Annotated in this window: 16 protein-coding genes; 9 read left to right on the top strand and 7 right to left on the bottom strand. The window is 64.1% G+C overall.

Annotation, left to right across the window (positions count from 1 at the left end; translation table 11 throughout):
* Nucleotide 1: 1 nt before the first annotated feature.
* Entirely contained in the window at nucleotides 2-1,675 is a 1,674-nt protein-coding gene (gene ligB / locus ACTV8E_RS08120; RefSeq protein ID WP_443199143.1) for an NAD-dependent DNA ligase LigB, read from the bottom strand.
* Nucleotides 1,676-1,852: 177 nt separating this feature from the next.
* Here ligB and ACTV8E_RS08125 point away from each other — a divergent pair, with 177 nt between their 5' ends.
* Nucleotides 1,853-2,371, top strand: coding sequence for a M48 metallopeptidase family protein (locus tag ACTV8E_RS08125; RefSeq protein ID WP_251834437.1), 519 nt, complete (start codon nucleotides 1,853-1,855; stop codon nucleotides 2,369-2,371).
* Here the strand turns inward: ACTV8E_RS08125 and ACTV8E_RS08130 are convergent.
* Nucleotides 2,347-2,829: a GreA/GreB family elongation factor gene (locus ACTV8E_RS08130; protein WP_251834436.1), complete on the bottom strand. Its 483-nt coding sequence runs from the start codon at nucleotides 2,827-2,829 to the stop codon at nucleotides 2,347-2,349. The two genes, ACTV8E_RS08125 and ACTV8E_RS08130, sit on opposite strands and share 25 nt — an antisense overlap.
* Before the next feature lie 202 nt (nucleotides 2,830-3,031).
* Here ACTV8E_RS08130 and ACTV8E_RS08135 point away from each other — a divergent pair, with 202 nt between their 5' ends.
* Complete coding sequence (locus ACTV8E_RS08135; RefSeq protein ID WP_251834435.1) at nucleotides 3,032-3,262, top strand: hypothetical protein; 231 nt, start codon at nucleotides 3,032-3,034, stop codon at nucleotides 3,260-3,262.
* A 69-nt stretch (nucleotides 3,263-3,331) separates the two neighbouring features.
* Here ACTV8E_RS08135 and yccS read toward each other — a convergent pair whose 3' ends face one another.
* Nucleotides 3,332-5,521, bottom strand: coding sequence for a YccS family putative transporter (yccS, locus tag ACTV8E_RS08140; protein ID WP_251834434.1), 2,190 nt, complete (start codon nucleotides 5,519-5,521; stop codon nucleotides 3,332-3,334).
* A gap of 371 nt (nucleotides 5,522-5,892) precedes the next feature.
* Between yccS and ACTV8E_RS08145 the strand changes: the two genes are divergently transcribed.
* From ACTV8E_RS08145 to ald, 3 genes are read left to right on the top strand one after another with little or no spacing between them, the layout of a single operon-like run.
* Nucleotides 5,893-7,254: an NfeD family protein gene (locus ACTV8E_RS08145; RefSeq protein WP_433962664.1), complete on the top strand. Its 1,362-nt coding sequence runs from the start codon at nucleotides 5,893-5,895 to the stop codon at nucleotides 7,252-7,254.
* Nucleotides 7,251-8,006 carry a slipin family protein gene (locus ACTV8E_RS08150; RefSeq protein ID WP_443199144.1) on the top strand — a complete coding sequence of 252 codons (756 nt, stop codon included), beginning with the start codon at nucleotides 7,251-7,253 and terminating at the stop codon, nucleotides 8,004-8,006. Before ACTV8E_RS08145 ends, ACTV8E_RS08150 begins: the two co-directional genes overlap by 4 nt.
* A 4-nt stretch (nucleotides 8,007-8,010) precedes the next feature.
* A complete protein-coding gene (gene ald, locus ACTV8E_RS08155; protein ID WP_443199145.1) occupies nucleotides 8,011-9,132 on the top strand; it encodes an alanine dehydrogenase in 1,122 nt (373 codons plus the stop codon).
* 93 nt (nucleotides 9,133-9,225) lie between these two features.
* Here ald and radC read toward each other — a convergent pair whose 3' ends face one another.
* Nucleotides 9,226-9,900 (bottom strand): RadC family protein, encoded by a 675-nt coding sequence (gene radC / locus ACTV8E_RS08160; protein WP_251834430.1) that lies wholly within the window; start codon nucleotides 9,898-9,900, stop codon nucleotides 9,226-9,228.
* 143 nt (nucleotides 9,901-10,043) lie between these two features.
* On the opposite strand from radC, the gene coaBC reads away from it, so the two are divergent.
* The 4 genes from coaBC (at nucleotide 10,044) to argB (ending at nucleotide 15,313) form a co-directional block, all read left to right on the top strand.
* Entirely contained in the window at nucleotides 10,044-11,252 is a 1,209-nt protein-coding gene (gene coaBC, locus ACTV8E_RS08165) for a bifunctional phosphopantothenoylcysteine decarboxylase/phosphopantothenate--cysteine ligase CoaBC (RefSeq protein WP_443199146.1), read from the top strand.
* A 7-nt stretch (nucleotides 11,253-11,259) separates the two neighbouring features.
* Entirely contained in the window at nucleotides 11,260-11,715 is a 456-nt protein-coding gene (gene dut, locus ACTV8E_RS08170; RefSeq protein ID WP_251834428.1) for a dUTP diphosphatase, read from the top strand.
* A 1,138-nt stretch (nucleotides 11,716-12,853) separates the two neighbouring features.
* Entirely contained in the window at nucleotides 12,854-14,266 is a 1,413-nt protein-coding gene (gene algC / locus ACTV8E_RS08175; RefSeq protein WP_443199184.1) for a phosphomannomutase/phosphoglucomutase, read from the top strand.
* A 141-nt stretch (nucleotides 14,267-14,407) separates the two neighbouring features.
* Entirely contained in the window at nucleotides 14,408-15,313 is a 906-nt protein-coding gene (argB, locus tag ACTV8E_RS08180) for an acetylglutamate kinase (protein ID WP_251834427.1), read from the top strand.
* Nucleotides 15,314-15,357: 44 nt separating this feature from the next.
* Here argB and ACTV8E_RS08185 read toward each other — a convergent pair whose 3' ends face one another.
* The 3 genes from ACTV8E_RS08185 to pyrE all read right to left on the bottom strand — a co-directional run bounded on the left by ACTV8E_RS08185 (nucleotide 15,358) and on the right by pyrE (nucleotide 18,342).
* Nucleotides 15,358-16,830, bottom strand: a complete 1,473-nt coding sequence (locus tag ACTV8E_RS08185) for a DUF3360 family protein (RefSeq protein ID WP_443199147.1) — start codon at nucleotides 16,828-16,830, stop codon at nucleotides 15,358-15,360.
* Between the two features lie 255 nt (nucleotides 16,831-17,085).
* Nucleotides 17,086-17,676: a DUF4124 domain-containing protein gene (locus ACTV8E_RS08190; protein WP_443199148.1), complete on the bottom strand. Its 591-nt coding sequence runs from the start codon at nucleotides 17,674-17,676 to the stop codon at nucleotides 17,086-17,088.
* Nucleotides 17,677-17,700: 24 nt separating this feature from the next.
* Nucleotides 17,701-18,342, bottom strand: a complete 642-nt coding sequence (gene pyrE, locus ACTV8E_RS08195) for an orotate phosphoribosyltransferase (protein ID WP_273538981.1) — start codon at nucleotides 18,340-18,342, stop codon at nucleotides 17,701-17,703.
* Nucleotides 18,343-18,344: the final 2 nt, after the last annotated feature.

Raw genomic sequence — 18,344 nt, forward strand, 5'->3', positions numbered from 1 at the left:
CTCAAAACCCGGCGATGCCCTCTTCGCGCAACTGACCGGCCAGTTGTTGCACCTCCGGGTGCTGAAAGAACCCATGCAGTTGCCGGGCTCGTGCGGGGCCGACGCCCGGTTGGCGCTGCCAGTCGTATAGCCCGCGGTGGCTGAGCTGCGACCAGTCGCCGGGCAGCGAAGCCGCGGTATCTGCGGGTACCCCGAGGGCGGCGAGCCAACGGGAAAAGTCGTGCTGCCGGGCCAGGCTGAAGCTGCTCTGCAGCTGTTCGACACGCCGAGCACCAATCCCCGGCAGCGCCTGCAATTGCTCGTCCGTCAGGTTCAGCCAGTCGAGTAGCCCCTTCACCTGGCCGGCGTCGATGAGGGTTTGCCAGGTTCCTGGGCCGAGCGCTGGCAAACCGAGGCCCTGCCGGCCCGCCAGCCATTCCAGGCGGGCGCGAAACTGTTCGCTGCACCCGGGCCCGGCACGCCAGCAACTGAGCGGGTGATAAGCAGCCGGATCGGGTATGCGCACGTCGAGCCGTTCAGCGCTGCGCCAGACCACCTGCTCGAGCCGCGGAATCACCGCGCCTGCCAGGCTGACCACAACGTGATCACCCGGGCGGATGTCCAGCGCCTGCCAGCGCTGCAGCGAGCCGGCCGATACACGACGAATGCTGCGGTCATCCAGCTGTACCGGCGCCAGATGCAGCAGCGGAGTGATGCGCCCGCTGCGACCGATACGAAACTCCACATCACGCACCTCGGCCAAGGCCTGACGCAGCGGGTATTTCCAGGCAACCGCCCAGCTCGGCGGCCGTGCGCGCCAGGACTCACCGTCTGGGCGTTGGCCCTGGCGCAGCACCACGCCATCGGTGGCAAACGGCAGCGGTTGGCGATACCAGTGCTCACGCCACTGACGCGCCTCGGCCAAGGTGCTGATGGGCTGGCTGTAGGCCCGACCGTCTGTGAAGCCCAGGCGCTGCAGCCCAGCCAGGCGCGCCGCCATCTCTACCGGCCCGGCCGGCCAGTCCCACACGAACAGGCCGATGCCGGCCGCGTCCTGGCTATCGAGGCGGTTGCGGGCCATCAGCCCAGCAACCTTGCTGCGCGCGCCGATACCGCCACGCTCGGCCTGCACATGGTCCGGCAGGCGCCAGTACAGTTCGCCCTGCACCAGCAGATCGCGCGCCTCGGTCAAGCGTTGTGGCACAGCCGGCAACTGACGCAGGTGCCTCGTCCAGTCCTGGCCGCTGCGACCGTCGCCGCGACTGATCGCGCTCTGCAGGAGGCCGGCGCGGTACACCAGCGTGACGGCCACGCCGTCGACTTTGGGCTGAATCCACACGTCCTGGCGGCGGCTGAGCCAGTCACCCACGTGTGCTTCATCGAGTTTATCCAGACCCGTCTGGCTGACCGGATGAAACAGCGTGCCGGCATTGCCGCTCAGCGACTCGGTTGGGCTGATGGCATGTTCGGGAAAACAGGCCTGCCAGTCGGCAAACCGTTGGCGGGCTTGATCGTAGAGTTCATCGGCCAGCGGCGACTGGCCGTCGCGGTGATAGGCGCGATCCCACTCGGACAAGCGCGTAGCGAGACGCTGCAATTCTTCGTCCGCCTGCGTCGAATGCCAGTCGGGGCAGGCCAACAGCGGGGAGCACAGCAACACGGCCAGCAAGCCGGCGCTCAGGCGTAACGCGGACATGGGAGCATCCTTGCTCAGTGGAACAGGGAAACCAGGCTAGCCGCAATTGCCGTTCTCTGTTCGGTTACACTCCCGCACTGTCGGCGCGCCACGGACTTTTGTGACACTGATCGCAGTTCACGCCCGACCGCTCAAGCGGCCGACGGGATCATCATCCTGATACGTTGCGAGGTGCCCATGTCCGCGTTCAGATACCTGCAAGGCTATCCGGCCCCTTTGCAGGAGCAGGTTCGTCAGCTGCTGGCCACTGATCGCTTGGGCGATTATCTGCACCGCCGCTATGCCGAGCGCCACCAGGTGCTCAGCGACAAGGCGCTGTACAACTACGCCAACGAGCTCAAGCAGCGGCATTTGCGCAACGCGCCGGGGCTGGACAAGGTGCTTTACGATAGCAAGCTCGACGTGGTGAAGAATGCCCTGGGCATGCACACGGCCATTTCGCGGGTACACGGCGGCAAGCTCAAGGCGAAGAAGGAAATCCGCGTGGCGGCGCTGTTCAAGGACGCACCCGCGGCGTTTCTGCACACCATCGTGGTCCACGAGCTGGCGCACTTTCGCGAGTTCGAACACAACAAGGCTTTCTACCAGCTGTGCGAACACATGCTGCCGGGTTATCACCAACTGGAGTTCGATTTGCGCGTCTACCTGGTGTGGCGCGATAGCGGCGCGGCTCAGCAGACCGACAGCACCTCGTAGCGCTGCACGCGCGCACCGATGCGCACCTCTACTTCATCGCCTTCGCCCTTGCCCAGTACGCTCTGGCCAAGCGGCGCGTGCGGGCTGATGAGCAGAACGTCGCGCTCTTGCCACACCAGTTTGATGCCGGCAGCAGCAGGCATCAAAAACAGCGTCAGCAGGCTGCCCTGCTCGTCCTCCAACTCCAAAAGCGCCCCGAGCTGAATCCCCACCTGCGCATCGAAGGGGCGCAGCACCAGGTTCTGACAGACCTGCAGCGCCTGGCGCAGCTCCTCGACCCGGCGTGACTGGCCAGCAGCCAAGTAAGCTGCCTCCAACCCGCGGGTGTCGTATTTGTTCTCGGCCTTGCTTTCTTCATCGGTGGCCGCCGCATGGGCGGTGTGTGCCGCCTCCATGGCCACGCGCAGATCGGCCTGCAAGCGAGCCAGTAGCAATTGCTGAAGCGGTTGCTTGTTCATTGAGTGAGCCAGAAAGAAGTTGCTGGGCATGGTAACAGGCGTTCGACACGCAGCGCCGCTAGCCGGGTTCGGCACTCTTGAGCGCAATGCTTGTCACAAATTGTGGCTTTGTCAGGCTGACTGTAAGCGCCGACAGGGCCGCCGGGTAACGCTTTTTTAGAACCGGCTGGCCGCTGCCAGCCCCATCGATGGAGGTTTCACCATGCGTCTTGCGCATTTAGTCCTGCCGGCACTGCTCGGCTTCCTGCTGGTCGGCTGCTCTCCTGATGACGAAGACCAGCGAGACCTTCCACCGGCCGACACCATGCAACCGGCTCCGCCCGTCACGCCCGATCCGGTCGTACCGGGTGATACGACGCCACCCGCGCCGACCACCTCCCCGGAAAGCGACTTCAACACCAATCCGGGTACAGAGGAAGCACCGGCCAACTGACCCGTTGCAGCGGTCGGCCTGGGTGCGCTCCGGTCGACCTCCTGCGCCGACAAATGACGGAACGGGCCACTACGTTGCGGCGGGCGTCGCCTGGCCCCGCTTGAGCAAATAAGCAGCCAGCGTGCGCAATGGCGCCAGTTGCCGGCAGATCAGCGCCAACTGCGTCTGCACCAGGCGGTGGCCGTCCCCCTGCTCTTCCGGCAATTGTTCCAATCGGGCGGCCAACGCTTCCTCCTCTTCACTGTGCACTGCCACGCTGCCGCGCTCGTTCAGGCTCGCGGCAATCGATTCGAGCGCAGCGGCTATGCGCTCGCTGGCGTCGTCGAGCAAACTGTCGCCCAGTTCCTCGGTCAGGCTTTCACGGTGTGCGCCAAGCGCCGACAGGTAGCTGAGCAAGGTGTGAGTCTGCACCAGAAAGTGAAAACCCAGCTCGGCATCCTTGCGAAAGTGCCCCGGCTCCAACAGCATGTTCGACAGCGTGGTGGAAAGCGCCGCATCGGCGTTATGGGCGTTGCGTCGCGCCAGGCGATACTCCAGGTCGTCGCGCTTGCCGGTCTCGTACTGCTGCATGGCTTGCCGCAGGTAGCGGGCGTTGCAGGACAACACGGTGGCGATCATCTGGTTGAGGCGTCGCCCCTGCCAGTCGGGCAAGATCAGGAAGACCGCCAAGCCGGCAATCAGACTGCCCAGCAGGGTATCGAACAACCGCGGCCAGATAAGCTCGTAGCCATCGCCGATCTGCGCAAAGCAGAACAGCACCAACAGCGTGATCGCCGCCGTTGCCAAGGTGTAGCGGCTGCTGCGCGTGGCGAAGAACACCACCCCGGCGATCACGGCCAGAACAGCCTGCCACAGCGGTTGGGGGAACAGCGTGATCAGTGCCCAGCCCGCGACCAGACCAATCAAGGTGCCGCCGATACGCTGCAGCAAGCGGGTGCGCGTGGCGCCGTAGTTGGGTTGGCAGACGAACAGCGTGGTCAAGAGAATCCAGAACCCCTGGCCCGGCTCGATCCAGTGCATCAGCCCATAACCGGCCGACAAGGCGATGGACAGGCGCAACGCATGACGGAACACCAGCGAGGTGGGCGTCAGCTGCAAGCGAATGCGTTCCAGGGCGTCCTTGAAACTACGCGGCGAGCGGTCGAACAGGGTGCTGTCCTGCTCTTCGGCCAGGGCATCCGGGTTGCTGGCCTCGGCCAGCTTGGCTTCCAGAGTGCCCAGGTTATTGACCAGCGCGCCGAGTGAACGCAGCAGTTTGCGCCAGGCAGGGTTGTTCTGAGCGCGCAGGAAGGCCAGCGAAGCCTGGAGATCGTCCAACGCCGCCCGGCTCTCGCCATACTCGAAGGGCTGGCGCAAGCGGATGGCTCGGCTCAGTGTCTTGCAGGCGTTGCCCTGCTGATTGAGCAGCCGCTGGCAGCGGAACATCACATCGCTGTGGAAGAAGGCCTCGGCCAGCTCGTTGTAGGGATAGTGCGAGGAACTGGCGCGCTCATGGATATCCTGGGCAGTGAAATAAAGACGCAGGTAACGACTGACCTTGGCCCCGGTGCGGCCATTGCCAACACGCTGCAGGAGAATTTCCTTGGTCTGGTTGAACGCCGTGACCACGCGACCATTTTGCCGCGCCAGTTCCAGGCGCCGTTCCTCCACATCCAACTGACGCAGCGGTTCCAGCAGGCTGCTTTTGATTTTCAGGTAAGTGCCCAGCTCATCGAAGAGCCGCGCCAATCCCTGTTGCACCGGCTGGTTGACGAACAGGGCGTTCCACAGCACCGACAGCAGGCCATACCAGGCAGCTCCCGCCAGCAACAACAATGGCTGCAGCCAGAAATTGCCCGCCACGCCGCCTTGCTGGTCCACGCCGATCATGGTGTAGATGGCCAGGATCAAGGTGGCCCAGCCGATGGTGGCATAGCGCGGGCCGACGGCACCGAGCATGGTCATACAGAAGGTGGAAAGCGCCAGTGCACTGACGAACAGCCAGGGCGAGGCGAACAAGTACTGCACGGCCAGCGCGGCGATGGCAAAACACACCAGGGTGACCAGCAATGCCTGCAAACGGCCGAACCAGTTGTCGTCGGTTTCGGCCAGGGCGCTGGCAATAATGCCCAGAAACAGCGGGATCACCTGTTCCAGGCGATCCTGCTGCCAACACAACAGCATGGCACCCGACAGCGCGATAAAGACCCGCACGCCATAGGACAGCTGGGCGTTGCCCCATAAACGGCGCAAAGAATGACGCAGAGAAGGCGAAAGCATCGACGAAACATCCTGTACGGCGAAATCGCGGGCAGAGTAACGCAGTTGAGACGAACAGCAGACTTACCGAGGCACGGCTGAACCGGTGCATGACTGCGAAGGCCCAACCCCCCTCCTAAGTTCAATCCTTCTGGAGTCGCTACATGCGAGCTGGTCGCGCCTAGGAACATCCGCTCCTGGCGACACAGGGCTCCGGTATTCGCAACGCTTAATACCAAAAACTATATTTATTCGACCGTTATTGCGCATCGATATAAGCATTACGGGCGCCGGATGGCTCGTCGCTGGCTAAGGGGGGTCAACTATCCTGACAAGACCGGTTCGCTACCCGAGGTATACCGGATATGCCCGCTTTCCTGCGCCAGTTGCTCATGTCGTTCCTCTTGCTCACCGTGGCGGGTGTGGGGAATGCCGCTGGCCCGATTACCGTGCTCAGCGTCGAGGGCGTGATCGGGCCCGCCAGTGCGGACTACGTGGTGCGCGGCCTGTCGCGCGCCAGCACTGACGAGGCGCAACTGATCGTTCTGCGCATCGACACGCCGGGCGGGCTGGACACCTCCATGCGCGACATCATCAAGGCGATCCTCGCCAGCCCGGTACCGGTGGTCAGCTACGTATCGCCAGGCGGCGCACGCGCGGCCAGCGCCGGCACCTACATCCTATATGCCAGCCATGTCGCGGCCATGACGCCGGGCACCAACCTGGGTGCGGCAACGCCGGTAGCCATTGGCGGCGCTCCTGGAACACCGCCGCAACAGCCACAGCCCACCCCGGATGCCGAGCCGCCGGAAGGTAACGCGCCGGCTGAGCCGGGCGGTGATGCCATGACCCGCAAACAGGTCAACGATGCCGCTGCGTATATCCGCGGCCTGGCCAACCTGCGTGGACGCAATGCCGAGTGGGCCGAACAGGCGGTGCGCGAGGCCGTCAGCCTGTCCGCCGAGGAAGCCCTGAAGCTCAAGGTCATTGATTACGTAGCCGCCGACCTGCCGGCACTCCTCGCCCAACTGGACGGCAAGACGCTGGACACGGTTGCCGGCCCGAAAACCCTGGCCACTGCCGGCGCCGCCTTGCAGGAACGGCTGCCCGACTGGCGCACGCGCATTCTGGCAGTGATTACCAACCCCAGCGTGGCACTGATCCTGATGATGATCGGCATCTATGGGCTGATCTTCGAATTCTCCAATCCCGGCTCCGGCGTGGGCGGCGTGGTCGGTGGCATTTGCCTAATCCTCGGGCTGTATGCCCTGCAATTGCTGCCGGTGAGTTATGCCGGCATGGCGTTGATTCTGCTCGGCCTGGTGTGCATGGCGGCCGAGGCGTTTTTGCCCAGCTTCGGTGTGCTGGGATTCGGCGGCATCGCGGCGTTCATCTTCGGCGCGCTGATCCTCATCGACACCGAGGTGCCCGGTTACGGCATTCCGCTGCCGCTGATCGTCACCCTGGCGCTGATCAGCGCGGGGTTGATGCTGGCCATTCTGGCCATGGCCTTGCGCGCTCGCCGCCAAGTGTCGGTGGCGGGCGATGCCGGCCTGGTGGGCAGCCTGGCCACCATCGAGGCGCTGCAAAGCGATGCCCGCTGCGGCTGGGTAACCCTGCAAGGCGAGCGCTGGCAGGTAGAGAGCACGACACCGCTGCGTGCCGGGCAACAGGTGCAGGTGCAGGCGCGCCAGGGACTCACGCTGCAGGTCGCAGCCAACGATACGCCAACAACCCGGGAGACAGAGCGATGATGGGCTATTCCTTGAGTGTTTCCATGGTGGTGATCCTGCTGGTTGCCCTGATCCTGTCGGCCTTTCGCATTCTGCGCGAGTACGAACGGGGCGTGGTGTTCCAGCTGGGCCGCTTCTGGAAGGTCAAGGGCCCGGGACTGATTCTGGTGATCCCCGGCCTGCAACAAATGGTTCGCGTCGACTTGCGCACCATCGTGCTGGATGTGCCGACTCAGGATGTGATTTCCCGCGACAACGTCTCGGTGAAGGTCAACGCGGTGATTTACTACCGGGTGCTCGATGCGCAGAAGGCGATCATTCAGGTCGAGGACTACCACGCCGCCACCAGCCAGCTGGCGCAGACCACACTGCGCTCGGTACTCGGCAAGCACGAACTGGACGACATGCTCGCCGAGCGCGAGCGCCTGAATGCCGACATTCAAAAAGTTCTGGATGCCCAGACCGACGCCTGGGGCATCAAGGTGGCCAACGTCGAGATCAAGCACGTCGATCTGGACGAGTCGATGATCCGCGCCATCGCCCGCCAGGCCGAGGCCGAACGCGAGCGGCGCGCCAAGGTGATCCACGCTGAAGGTGAAATGCAGGCCTCCGAAAAACTCATGCAGGCCGCCCAGGTGCTGGCCCAGCAACCGGGCGCCATGCAGTTGCGCTACATGCAGACGCTGAGCGCCATCGCCACGGACAAAAACTCCACCATCCTGTTCCCGATGCCGGTCGACCTGCTCAGTGGCATTCGCGTGGTCAAGGAGTGAGCCCATGGAAATCGGCGTGCCCAAGGAAATCAAACCCCAGGAAAACCGCGTCGGCCTGACCCCGGCCTCGGTGGCGGAACTCATCCACCATGGCCATCGCGTGCTGGTGCAGAGTCAGGCCGGAGCGGCCATCGGCTTTCACGACCTGCAATACGAAGCGGCGGGCGCCCTGGTGGTCGCCGATGCCGACACGCTCTACGGGGCCAGCGAATTGATCGTCAAGGTCAAGGAACCGCAGCCTGAAGAACGCGCCCGACTGACGCCACAGCATTGCCTGTTCACCTACCTGCACCTGGCGGCGGACCGCGCACAGACCGACGAGCTGCTGGCCAGCGGCGCCACCTGCATTGCCTATGAAACCGTCACCGATGCCCAGGGTCGCCTGCCGTTGCTGGCGCCGATGTCCGAAGTCGCCGGACGCATGGCCATCCAGGCCGGCGCCCATTGCCTGGAAACACCACAGGGCGGGCGCGGTGTGCTGCTCGGCGGTGTGCCGGGGGTGGCGCCGGGTAAGGTGCTGATTCTCGGCGCGGGGGTGGTCGGCAGCCAGGCGCTGGCCATGGCGGTGGGGCTTGGCGCGGAAGTCAGTGTGCTGGACACCCAGGTCGATGCCCTGCGCCGCCTGGATGCCCAGTACGGCAACCGCGTGCAGACCCTGTACTCAACCCGCGACAGCCTGGAGGAGCGCCTCCTGACCGCCGACCTGGTGATCGGCAGTGTGCTGATTCCCGGCGCGGCGGCGCCCAAGCTGATCTCGGCGGACATGGTCAAACGCATGCTGCCCGGCTCCGTGATCGTGGATGTGGCCATCGACCAGGGCGGCTGCGCGGAAACCTCACGACCGACCACCCACGCCAAGCCAACCTTCATCGTCGATAATGTGGTGCATTACTGCGTGAGCAACATGCCTGGCGCGGTGGCCCGCACCTCGACCCTGGCGCTGAATAACGCCACCCTGCCCTTCGTCATCGCCCTGGCCGACCAGGGCTGCCGCCAGGCGTTGCAGAATGATGCACACCTACGGCGCGGCCTGAATCTGGCCGTCGGCACACTTACCCACTCCGGCGTTGCCGACGCGCATGGATTGCCCTGGCAAGCAGCGGACGAGGTGCTGCAGCAGATCTAGCGGCGAGGCAGCAGACTCCGTCAGCCGATATGAAATCGGCCCCACAAGGGAATCTGCGCGCACTTCAAACTGCGGGAGCCGCCTGCAGGACCGTTACATCCAGCCAGACTCCGCCATCGACAGCGGCTCACCATCACCGACGATAAAATGATCGAGCACACGTACATCGACCAAGGCCAGCGCCTCTTTGAGCCGTTCGGTGAGCTGGCGATCAGCCTGGCTCGGCTCAGCCACCCCCGAGGGATGGTTATGGGTTAGGATCAACGCGGCGGCGTTGTGCGCCAGGGCGCGTTTGACCACCTGGCGGGGATACACGCTGGCGCCGTCGACGGTGCCGCGAAACAGCGCCTCGAAGGCCAGCACACGGTGCTTGGCATCAAGAAACAGGCAGCCGAACACCTCGTGGGGTTCGTGGCGCAACTGCGCCTTGAGGTAGTCGCGCACGGCTTGCGGGCTTTCCAGTGCCGAATCGCGCTTGATCCGCTCGGCCAGATGCCGCCGGCCCATCTCCAGCACCGCCTGCAGCTGGGCAAACTTGGCCGGACCAAGGCCCAAGTGGGAACTGAAACGGGACAGGTCCGCCTCCAGCAGCGATCGCAGGCTGCCGAACTCATTAAGCAGATGGCGAGCCAGGTCTACCGCACTGCGTCCGACTACGCCGGTACGTAGAAAAATCGCCAACAGCTCGGCATCGGACAATGCCGCCGCACCTTGCTCGAGCAGCTTTTCCCGCGGCCGCTCCGCCACCGGCCAATTGCGAATACTCATGACGTCTCCTTGTCGTTTTCTTGTTCTCATTGCCCCGCGTGCGCCATTGACGCTGTGATATCGTAGCCGCCCTTACGCGCAGCGTTGGCCTGGGGAGGCGTCGCGCTGTGCGCCTTGTCTCGTCTTAGCTAAAAGGCTGGCCTATGCAGCGACTCTATCGGAAACGCATCGTGCTGGGCGTCGGCGGCGGCATCGCTGCCTACAAGAGCGCCGAACTGGTGCGTCGCTTACGCGACCAGGGCGCCGACGTTCATGTCGTCATGACCCATGGCGGCCGCGAATTCATCACCCCGCTGACCCTGCAGGCGCTATCCGGCCATCCGGTGCACCTGGACCTGCTCGACCCCGCCGCCGAAGCTGCGATGGGGCATATCGAGCTGGCCAAATGGGCCGACCTGGTGCTGATCGCCCCGGCCACCGCCGACATCATGGCGCGCTTGGCACAGGGCGTGGCCAATGACCTGCTGACCACCTTGGTTCTGGCCACCGACGCCCAGGTTGCCCTGGCGCCGGCCATGAACCAGGCCATGTGGCGCGACCCGGCCACTCAGGCAAATGCGCAGACGCTTGCCCAGCGCGGCATGCGCCTGTTCGGCCCGGCATCGGGCAGTCAGGCCTGCGGCGACGTGGGCCTCGGGCGCATGCTGGAAGCCGACGACCTAGCCCAATTGGCCGCCGATTGCTTCCAGCGCAACGTGTTGGACGGCGTGCGTGTGCTGATCACCGCGGGGCCCACGCAGGAAAACATCGACCCGGTGCGCTACATCACCAACCACAGTTCCGGCAAGATGGGCTTCGCCCTGGCCGAGGCGGCCGCCGAAGCCGGCGCCCAGGTGACTCTGGTCAGCGGCCCGGTGTTTTTGCCGACCCCGGATCGCGTGCAGCGCATCGACGTGGTCAGCGCCCGCGACATGCTCGCCGCCTGCGAAGCCGCGATGCCCAGCGATATCCTCATCGCCGCCGCGGCGGTGGCCGATTACCGTCCCGAGGTCGTTGCGCCGCACAAACTCAAGAAAGACCCCACCACCGGCGACGGCCTGTACCTGCAGATGGTGCGCAACCCGGACATTCTCGCCACCCTGGCCGCGCGTCCCGACCGGCCGTTCAGCGTCGGCTTCGCCGCGGAAACCGAGCACCTGCTCGACTACGCCGCGCGCAAGCTCAAGGACAAGAACCTCGACCTGATCGTCGCCAACGACGTCGCCAATCCGACCATTGGCTTCAACAGCGAAGAGAACGCCATCACCGTCATCGACCGCCAGTTGCAGCAGACTGGCTTCGCCCAAACCAGCAAGGGCAAGATCGCTCGCCAGCTGGTCGCCCTTATCGCCGCGCGTTACACCGCTCACTGAGACCGCCATGCACGCTTTGCAAGCCAAGATCCTCGATCCCCGCCTGGGCCGCGACTTCCCGCTGCCCGGTTACGCCACACCCGGCTCCGCCGGCCTCGACCTGCGCGCCATGCTGCAGGACGACCTGACCCTGCAACCGGGCCAGACCGTACTGATTCCCACCGGGCTGGCCATCCATATTGCCGATCCGGGCCTGGCCGCGCTGATCCTGCCACGCTCGGGTCTGGGGCATAAACACGGCATCGTGCTCGGCAATCTGGTCGGGCTGATCGACTCCGACTACCAGGGCGAGCTGATGGTGTCCTGCTGGAACCGTGGCAACGATGCCTTCACCGTCAAGATCGGCGAGCGCCTGGCTCAACTGGTGCTGGTACCGGTGGTGCAGGCGCACTTCGAGCTGGTCGAGGAGTTCGACAACAGCCTGCGCGGTACCGGCGGCTTCGGGCACTCCGGCAGCCACTGAGTCCTTTCCGGAAAACACGCGCAGGGAGATGTACGTGAAACGCCAGAATAAAAATCATAAGGACGCTCGCCCAGCGAGCCCGGCGTCCAGCCAACCGATGCGCCACAACTCTGGCTGGACGCCTGCCCTGCTGATCGGCCTCGGCGCTCTGCTGACCGCCGGCCTGCTTCTCGGTTACGGCCTGCTCGAACAACGCCAGCAACAGCAGGCCCGCCTGGTGCAGGCTTGGGCCGACAGCCAGGCCAGCGCCCTGCAACAGGGGCTTAACCTGCTGGCTGACGATGTTCGGGCACTGGCGCAGCAGCCGGAGGTCATCCAGGCCCTGAGCACCGACGACAATGCGTTGCTGCAACAGGCCGAGCGCAGCCTGGCAACCTCTGCCGGGGTTATCGACGCCGTACTGAGCCGCCAGGGTGAAGCGCGTCCTGATCGCAACCGCCGCGTGCCGGTAAATTTTGCCGCCGTGGATTTGCAACGACGCGCCGAAAACGGCCTCAAACCCTCGCCGGAGGCCTATCAGGTTGGCGAACGCTGGTTGCTCTACAGCGCTGTGGCTGTGGGTGAAGGCGAGCAGGTATTGGGCAGCCTGTTGCTGGTCACTGATCTGCAACGTCTGCTGCGCACTCTCCCCGTGCTTCCCGCCGACGTCGGCCAGCTGCGCCTGACCCAGCAATTCGGCAATGCCCCGGTGCAGCTGCTCGCCCAACGCGGCGGCCAGGAGGCTTCGCACGTTCCTGTTACCCTGACTAGCGGCAATCCGCACTGGCAACTGAGCTTCAGCCCCAGCGGCACCCTGGCCAGCCTGCCGGCCTTCCACTGGCTAGGCTTCGCCGCCTTGCTCGCTGTGGCCGGGCTGCTACTGAGCCTGCACTGGCTGCGCAAGCAACAACAGCACCGCCTGCATCACGATGTGCGGCAGCTGGGCCAGATGCTGCAAGCCCTCATCGAGGGCAAGAATATCCAGGCGCCTCGCCTGTACCTGGCCGCGCTCAGCCAACTGGCGCAACAGCTCGCCCGCCTGCCGCACCAGGCGGCACCGACCAAGCCTGCAGCAGTTGCGCCGAAAGCGGAGGCTAATAACCAGCTGGTCGACCCGTTGTTCCAGCCCACGGAAATACTTGACCTGGACCTTCACGATATCGATCCGCCTGTCGCATCCCAATCGGCCCCGAGCGTACCGGCCTTGCCGGCGAGCATTTTTCGCGCTTATGACATCCGCGGCGTGGTTGGCGACAGCCTGACCGCCGACAGCGCCTACTGGATCGGTCGCGCCATCGGCTCGGCCAGCCTGGCCAAGGGCGAGCCGTGCGTAGCCGTCGGCCGCGACGGGCGCCTGTCCGGTCCGTTGCTGGTGCAACCACTGATCCAGGGCCTGGTCGATTGCGGCTGTCAGGTCACTGACCTGGGCATGGTGCCCACACCGGTGCTTTACTTCGCCACCCATGTACTGCCGGCCACGTCCGGAGTCATGCTCACCGGTAGCCACAACCCGCCGGATTACAACGGCTTCAAGATCGTCATTGCCGGCGACACCCTGGCCAATGAACAGATCCTGGCGCTGAAAACCCGCATCGATACCCAGGACCTGGCTCAGGGTCTGGGCAGTGTCGAGCAGATCGATATCCTGCCGCGCTATTTCGCCCAGATCCGCGACGACATCGCCCTGGCCAAACCCCTGAAAGTGGTGGTCGACTGCGGCAACGGCGTCGGTGGCGTGATTGCACCGCAGCTGATCGAAGCCCTGGGATGCACGGTGATTCCGCTGTATTGCGAGGTGGATGGGCATTTCCCCAACCATCATCCCGACCCGGGCAAGCCGGACAACCTCAAGGATCTGATCGCTCGGGTGAAAGCCGAGAAAGCCGACCTGGGCCTGGCGTTCGACGGCGATGCCGACCGGGTCGGCGTGGTGACCAACACCGGCACCATCGTCTACCCCGATCGCCTGCTGATGCTGTTCGCCAAGGACGTGGTTTCGCGCAACCCCGGCGCCGATGTGATCTACGACGTCAAGTGCACCCGCCGCCTGGCCGCCCTGGTCAGCGCCCACGGCGGGCGACCGGTGATGTGGAAGACCGGCCACTCGCTGATGAAGAAAAAGATGAAGGAAACCGGCGCGCTGCTGGCCGGCGAGATGAGCGGGCACATCTTCTTCAAGGAACGCTGGTTTGGCTTCGACGACGGCATTTATGCCGCCGCGCGCCTGCTGGAAATCCTCAGCCTGGAACAACAAGCCGCCGAACCGCTGTTCGCCGCCTTCCCGGACGACGTGTCCACCCCGGAGATCAACATTCCGGTCACCGAGGACAGCAAGTTCAAGATCATCGCCGCACTGCAACGCGATGCACAGTGGGGCGATGCGCAACTCACCACGCTGGATGGCTTGCGCATCGATTATCCACACGGTTGGGGCCTGGTACGCGCCTCCAACACCACCCCGGTACTGGTGCTGCGCTTCGAGGCAGAAACCGCCGGGGAGCTGGCACGCATCCAGGCGGTGTTCCGCGAGCAGCTGCACAAGGTGGTGCCCAAGCTGGCGCTGCCGTTCTAGGGTGCGCAGGAAAATATTGCCGAGCAGCTGACTTTTCCCGCAGATCCTTAGTCTTACAGCCGATAATTTGCACAACCGCACCTCGCCTTGCGTGGTGCGGTCGCCTTTACAACCCCCCGAATCGTTGCACCGGAGTTCCGCATGACCCTCAGTCGTGATGACGCTACCCAAGTCGCCCAGGTACTGTCCGAAGCGCTGCCTTACATTCGCCGCTTCGTCGGCAAGACCTTGGTGATCAAGTACGGCGGCAACGCCATGGAGAGCGAGGAGCTGAAGACCGGCTTCGCCCGCGACATCGTGCTGATGAAAGCGGTGGGTATCAACCCGGTGGTGGTGCACGGCGGCGGCCCGCAGATCGGCGACCTGCTCAAGCGCCTGTCCATCGAAAGCCACTTCATTGACGGCATGCGCGTCACCGACAGCCAGACCATGGACGTGGTGGAAATGGTCCTCGGCGGCCAGGTCAACAAAGACATCGTCAACCTGATCAACCGCCACGGCGGCCAGGCCCTCGGGCTGACCGGCAAAGACGCCAACCTGATCCGCGCCCGCAAGCTGAAGGTCACTCGCCAGACGCCGGAAATGACCCAGCCGGAGATCATCGACATCGGCCAGGTCGGCGAAGTGGTCCACATCAACACCGACCTGCTCACCCGCCTGGTGAACGGCAACTTCATCCCGGTGATTGCGCCAATTGGCGTGGGCAAGGACGGCGAGTCCTACAACATCAACGCCGACCTGGTGGCTGGCAAAGTCGCCGAGGCGCTCAAGGCCGAGAAGCTGATGCTGCTGACCAACATCGCCGGCCTGATGGACAAGCAGGGTAACGTGCTCACCGGCCTGTCCACCGAGCAGGTGGATGCGCTGATCGCCGACGGCACCATCTACGGCGGCATGCTGCCGAAGATCCGCTGCGCCCTGGAAGCGGTGCAGGGTGGCGTCAACAGCGCGCACATCATCGACGGTCGGGTACCCAATGCGGTGCTGCTGGAGATCTTCACCGACACCGGTGTTGGCACGCTGATCACCAATAACAGCGGCGCCTAAACGTCCAGAAGAAAAAGGGGAGCCGCGGCTCCCCTTTTTCATGCTCAGTCCAGACTGCGGAAGCTTTCCATCAGCGCCGGCACGCCGGGGAACATGCCGATCGCCGCCATCACCGCACACAGCACCCCAAACATCACGATCGGAATGACCCAGCGCTGCAGTCGGCTCATACCGATACCCCGCTCGCGGTCGCCAATCAGGCCGAGATTGTCCAGCATCATGGTCAGCGACCAGCCGAACACCGGGTTCACCAGCGCCGAAGAAAAGATCACGATGGCAGCGGACTGCGAGGTCTTGCCTTCGCGCGTCATCTGCATGCCGGCCTCCAGCAGCGGCAGGAATACACCGACCAGCAGCGCCACGCTGAGCACCGGCGGCCAGACTGCGAGGTCCATCGGGTAACCCCAGAGTGCCGCGATCACACAAAGCAGGCCGGTGAGGATCGCGCCGGCCGGGATCGGTCGCCGGGCGATGGCTGCCGGCACCATGTAAGTGCCCCAGGACGACGCCAGGTTACCGCCACCCAGGGCCGTACCCACCACCTGACGCGCCGCCGCCACGCACATGGTGTCGTCGATGTTCATCAACACTTTCTGCGCCTTATGGGGGTAATTGAGCTGCTGAAAAATGCGATGGCCGAGAAAGTCCGGCGGCCACATGGCCACCGTCAGCACGGCGAATGGCGCCACCGCGATGAAGTGATGCAGCTCCGGCAGTCCGAGCTGCCAACCCGTATCGGCGCCCCACCAGTAGGCTGGATTGAGGTTAGGAATGCCCGGCTCGGTGGTGAATTCAAATGGCGCGCCCAACGCGAAGGCAATCAGCGCGGCCAACGCGCAGCCCAACGGGATTGCCAACCAGCGTGCTCGCAGATGCTCCAGGTAGGCATACAGCACGATGGTGGCCAACACCACGACGAAGGCTAGGTAGCCCATATCGAAACTGGTAGCCCAGGTGAACAACGTCTTGATCTGCGATACCGTGCCGATGAAGCCCAGGTAGAGCAGCAGGCCGCCACAGACCCCGTCGCTGGTCAGTCGCGCAAGCAAGCTGCCGCCACGCAACACGCCGAGCGCCAGCCCCAGCACGCCGACCATGATGCCCAGCGCCATGGGGTGCCCACCGGAGACGACGATCAGCGGGATCAATGGAATCAGCGGACCGTGGGTGCCGGCCAGGTTGGCCGTAGGGATCAGAAAGCCGGAAAACAGCACCACGAACAGCAACGCCGCAATGAGCATCTCGTAGCGCACATTGTCGATGACAAAATCATTGGACAAGCCTAGCGGCGCGGCAAACGCGGCGACCACAGCCGCCACCATGACGATCTTGCCGATGGTGGCGGCCAAGGCCGGTACCCAGTCCTCATACTCGAAGCGGTAGTCGCGAAACGGCAGGTTCATCCCCCACCGGCGCGGGGCCATGATCTCCAGCTCGTGGTCGAGGTAGTCCTTGCGGGTGGCAAACTGCGCCTGGGGTTTATGGAGCGTCTGGTAATTCTGTTGCTTCTCGCTCATCTGCACGGCATGCCCCAAAAAAGAAGGGGCGCAAGGTACAGGCAGACTTTTGCCAGCACCCCCCTACCATCAACCTATTGATTCGCAACACATAGCTTGCTAAGCCACGCCAACCTCAAGCGCTTGGCGCGGCGCGAATAGACGCAGAATGGCGGGATAGAAGGACTTCGCCCTCGGCCGGGGCCGAGCGTGGCACCGCCGCCGGCCCCCTTCGCAGCGCGACCGGCCACTCATCCGCTGGTCGGAAAAAGCGGCTCAGCCTTCGCCAAGCAGGGCGGCAATGCGTGCGCGATCATCGGCAAACGTTTTTTCGGCGTCACGCTGGGCACGCTGGTAGCGCTCGATGTCCTTGTGCAAGCGCTGGTGCTCACGCTCCAGCTCGGCAATCTGCGTGAGCAGGGTCTCGGGGACAGGTCGACCGGCGCGCTCTTGTCCGGCGGCCTGGGCTTGCAATGCGTTTTGCTGGTTGCGCGCGGCCTGCTGATTGCCCTGGGCAATGCGGATCAGCCCATCCAGTTCAGCCAGTTTGCGCTGCCTGGCGCGATCGACATCAGCCACCCCGGCATACAGACGCAGCAGCTTGGTATCCGCTTCGGCCTGCGCCTTCTCATCCTGCAGACGCTGGTACTGCTCCGCACTCAAAGCCGGCGGAACCACCCGGATCACTCGGCCCTGGCTGTTGAGTACTTCGTACCCTTTACCGATAAATTGCGCCGGCACGCCATGGCGGTCGAGCACCAACACGCCTTGGTCGTTGGTGTAACGGTACAGCTCACTGGCCGCTGCCGGCCAGGCCAGCAGCGACATCACTATCAGCACCTTGCGAAACCGTCCCTGTCGAGCCATGCCTCTTACTCCCTTGAACCAGAATCAGACGCCGTACTGTACGCGGTAGGCTTCGACCGCTGGCAAGTAGCGTTTGAGTTCAGCGTCTTCAGCGAGGTATTCCAACACCTGGGCCAACGACACAATGCTGATCACCGGCATGGCGAAATCGCGTTCCACTTCCTGGATTGCCGACAATTCACCTTGGCCGCGCTCCTGGCGGTTCAACGCAATCAGCACACCGGCAGCCTGCGCACCCTGAGCCTGGATGATCTGCATGACTTCACGAATCGCCGTGCCGGCGGTGATCACGTCATCGACGATCAGCACACGGCCCGCCAGCGGCGCACCCACCAGGGTGCCGCCTTCGCCGTGATCCTTGGCTTCCTTGCGGTTGAAACACCAGGGCAGGTCACGATCATGCTGTTCGGCCAGTGCCACCGCAGTGGTCGCCGCCAGCGGGATACCCTTGTAGGCCGGGCCGAACAGCACATCGAAATCGATACCGCTGTCCTGGATCGCCGCCGCATAAAACTGTCCCAGCTTGGCCAGTGCGCCGCCGCTGTTGAACAGCCCGGCATTGAAGAAATACGGGCTGGTCCGACCGGACTTGAGGGTGAATTCACCAAAACGCAGCACGCCGCGTTCGATGGCAAAACGGATGAAATCGCGCTGGTAAGCCTGCATGG

Origin of the sequence: Pseudomonas sp. B392_1p, assembly GCF_052245235.1 — a bacterium.
Classification (GTDB): domain Bacteria; phylum Pseudomonadota; class Gammaproteobacteria; order Pseudomonadales; family Pseudomonadaceae; genus Serpens; species Serpens gallinarum.

Coding starts and splice junctions, on each gene's coding strand:
- dut (WP_251834428.1), top strand. CDS start 11,260: ATGCACGCTTTGCAAGCCAAGATCCTCGATCCCCGCCTGGGCCGCGAC.
- ACTV8E_RS08125 (WP_251834437.1), top strand. CDS start 1,853: ATGTCCGCGTTCAGATACCTGCAAGGCTATCCGGCCCCTTTGCAGGAG.
- ACTV8E_RS08190 (WP_443199148.1), bottom strand. CDS start 17,676: ATGGCTCGACAGGGACGGTTTCGCAAGGTGCTGATAGTGATGTCGCTG.
- ACTV8E_RS08145 (WP_433962664.1), top strand. CDS start 5,893: ATGTCGTTCCTCTTGCTCACCGTGGCGGGTGTGGGGAATGCCGCTGGC.
- radC (WP_251834430.1), bottom strand. CDS start 9,900: ATGAGTATTCGCAATTGGCCGGTGGCGGAGCGGCCGCGGGAAAAGCTG.
- argB (WP_251834427.1), top strand. CDS start 14,408: ATGACCCTCAGTCGTGATGACGCTACCCAAGTCGCCCAGGTACTGTCC.
- ACTV8E_RS08130 (WP_251834436.1), bottom strand. CDS start 2,829: ATGAACAAGCAACCGCTTCAGCAATTGCTACTGGCTCGCTTGCAGGCC.
- ACTV8E_RS08135 (WP_251834435.1), top strand. CDS start 3,032: ATGCGTCTTGCGCATTTAGTCCTGCCGGCACTGCTCGGCTTCCTGCTG.
- ACTV8E_RS08150 (WP_443199144.1), top strand. CDS start 7,251: ATGATGGGCTATTCCTTGAGTGTTTCCATGGTGGTGATCCTGCTGGTT.
- coaBC (WP_443199146.1), top strand. CDS start 10,044: ATGCAGCGACTCTATCGGAAACGCATCGTGCTGGGCGTCGGCGGCGGC.
- ACTV8E_RS08185 (WP_443199147.1), bottom strand. CDS start 16,830: ATGAGCGAGAAGCAACAGAATTACCAGACGCTCCATAAACCCCAGGCG.
- yccS (WP_251834434.1), bottom strand. CDS start 5,521: ATGCTTTCGCCTTCTCTGCGTCATTCTTTGCGCCGTTTATGGGGCAAC.
- pyrE (WP_273538981.1), bottom strand. CDS start 18,342: ATGCAGGCTTACCAGCGCGATTTCATCCGTTTTGCCATCGAACGCGGC.
- ligB (WP_443199143.1), bottom strand. CDS start 1,675: ATGTCCGCGTTACGCCTGAGCGCCGGCTTGCTGGCCGTGTTGCTGTGC.
- ald (WP_443199145.1), top strand. CDS start 8,011: ATGGAAATCGGCGTGCCCAAGGAAATCAAACCCCAGGAAAACCGCGTC.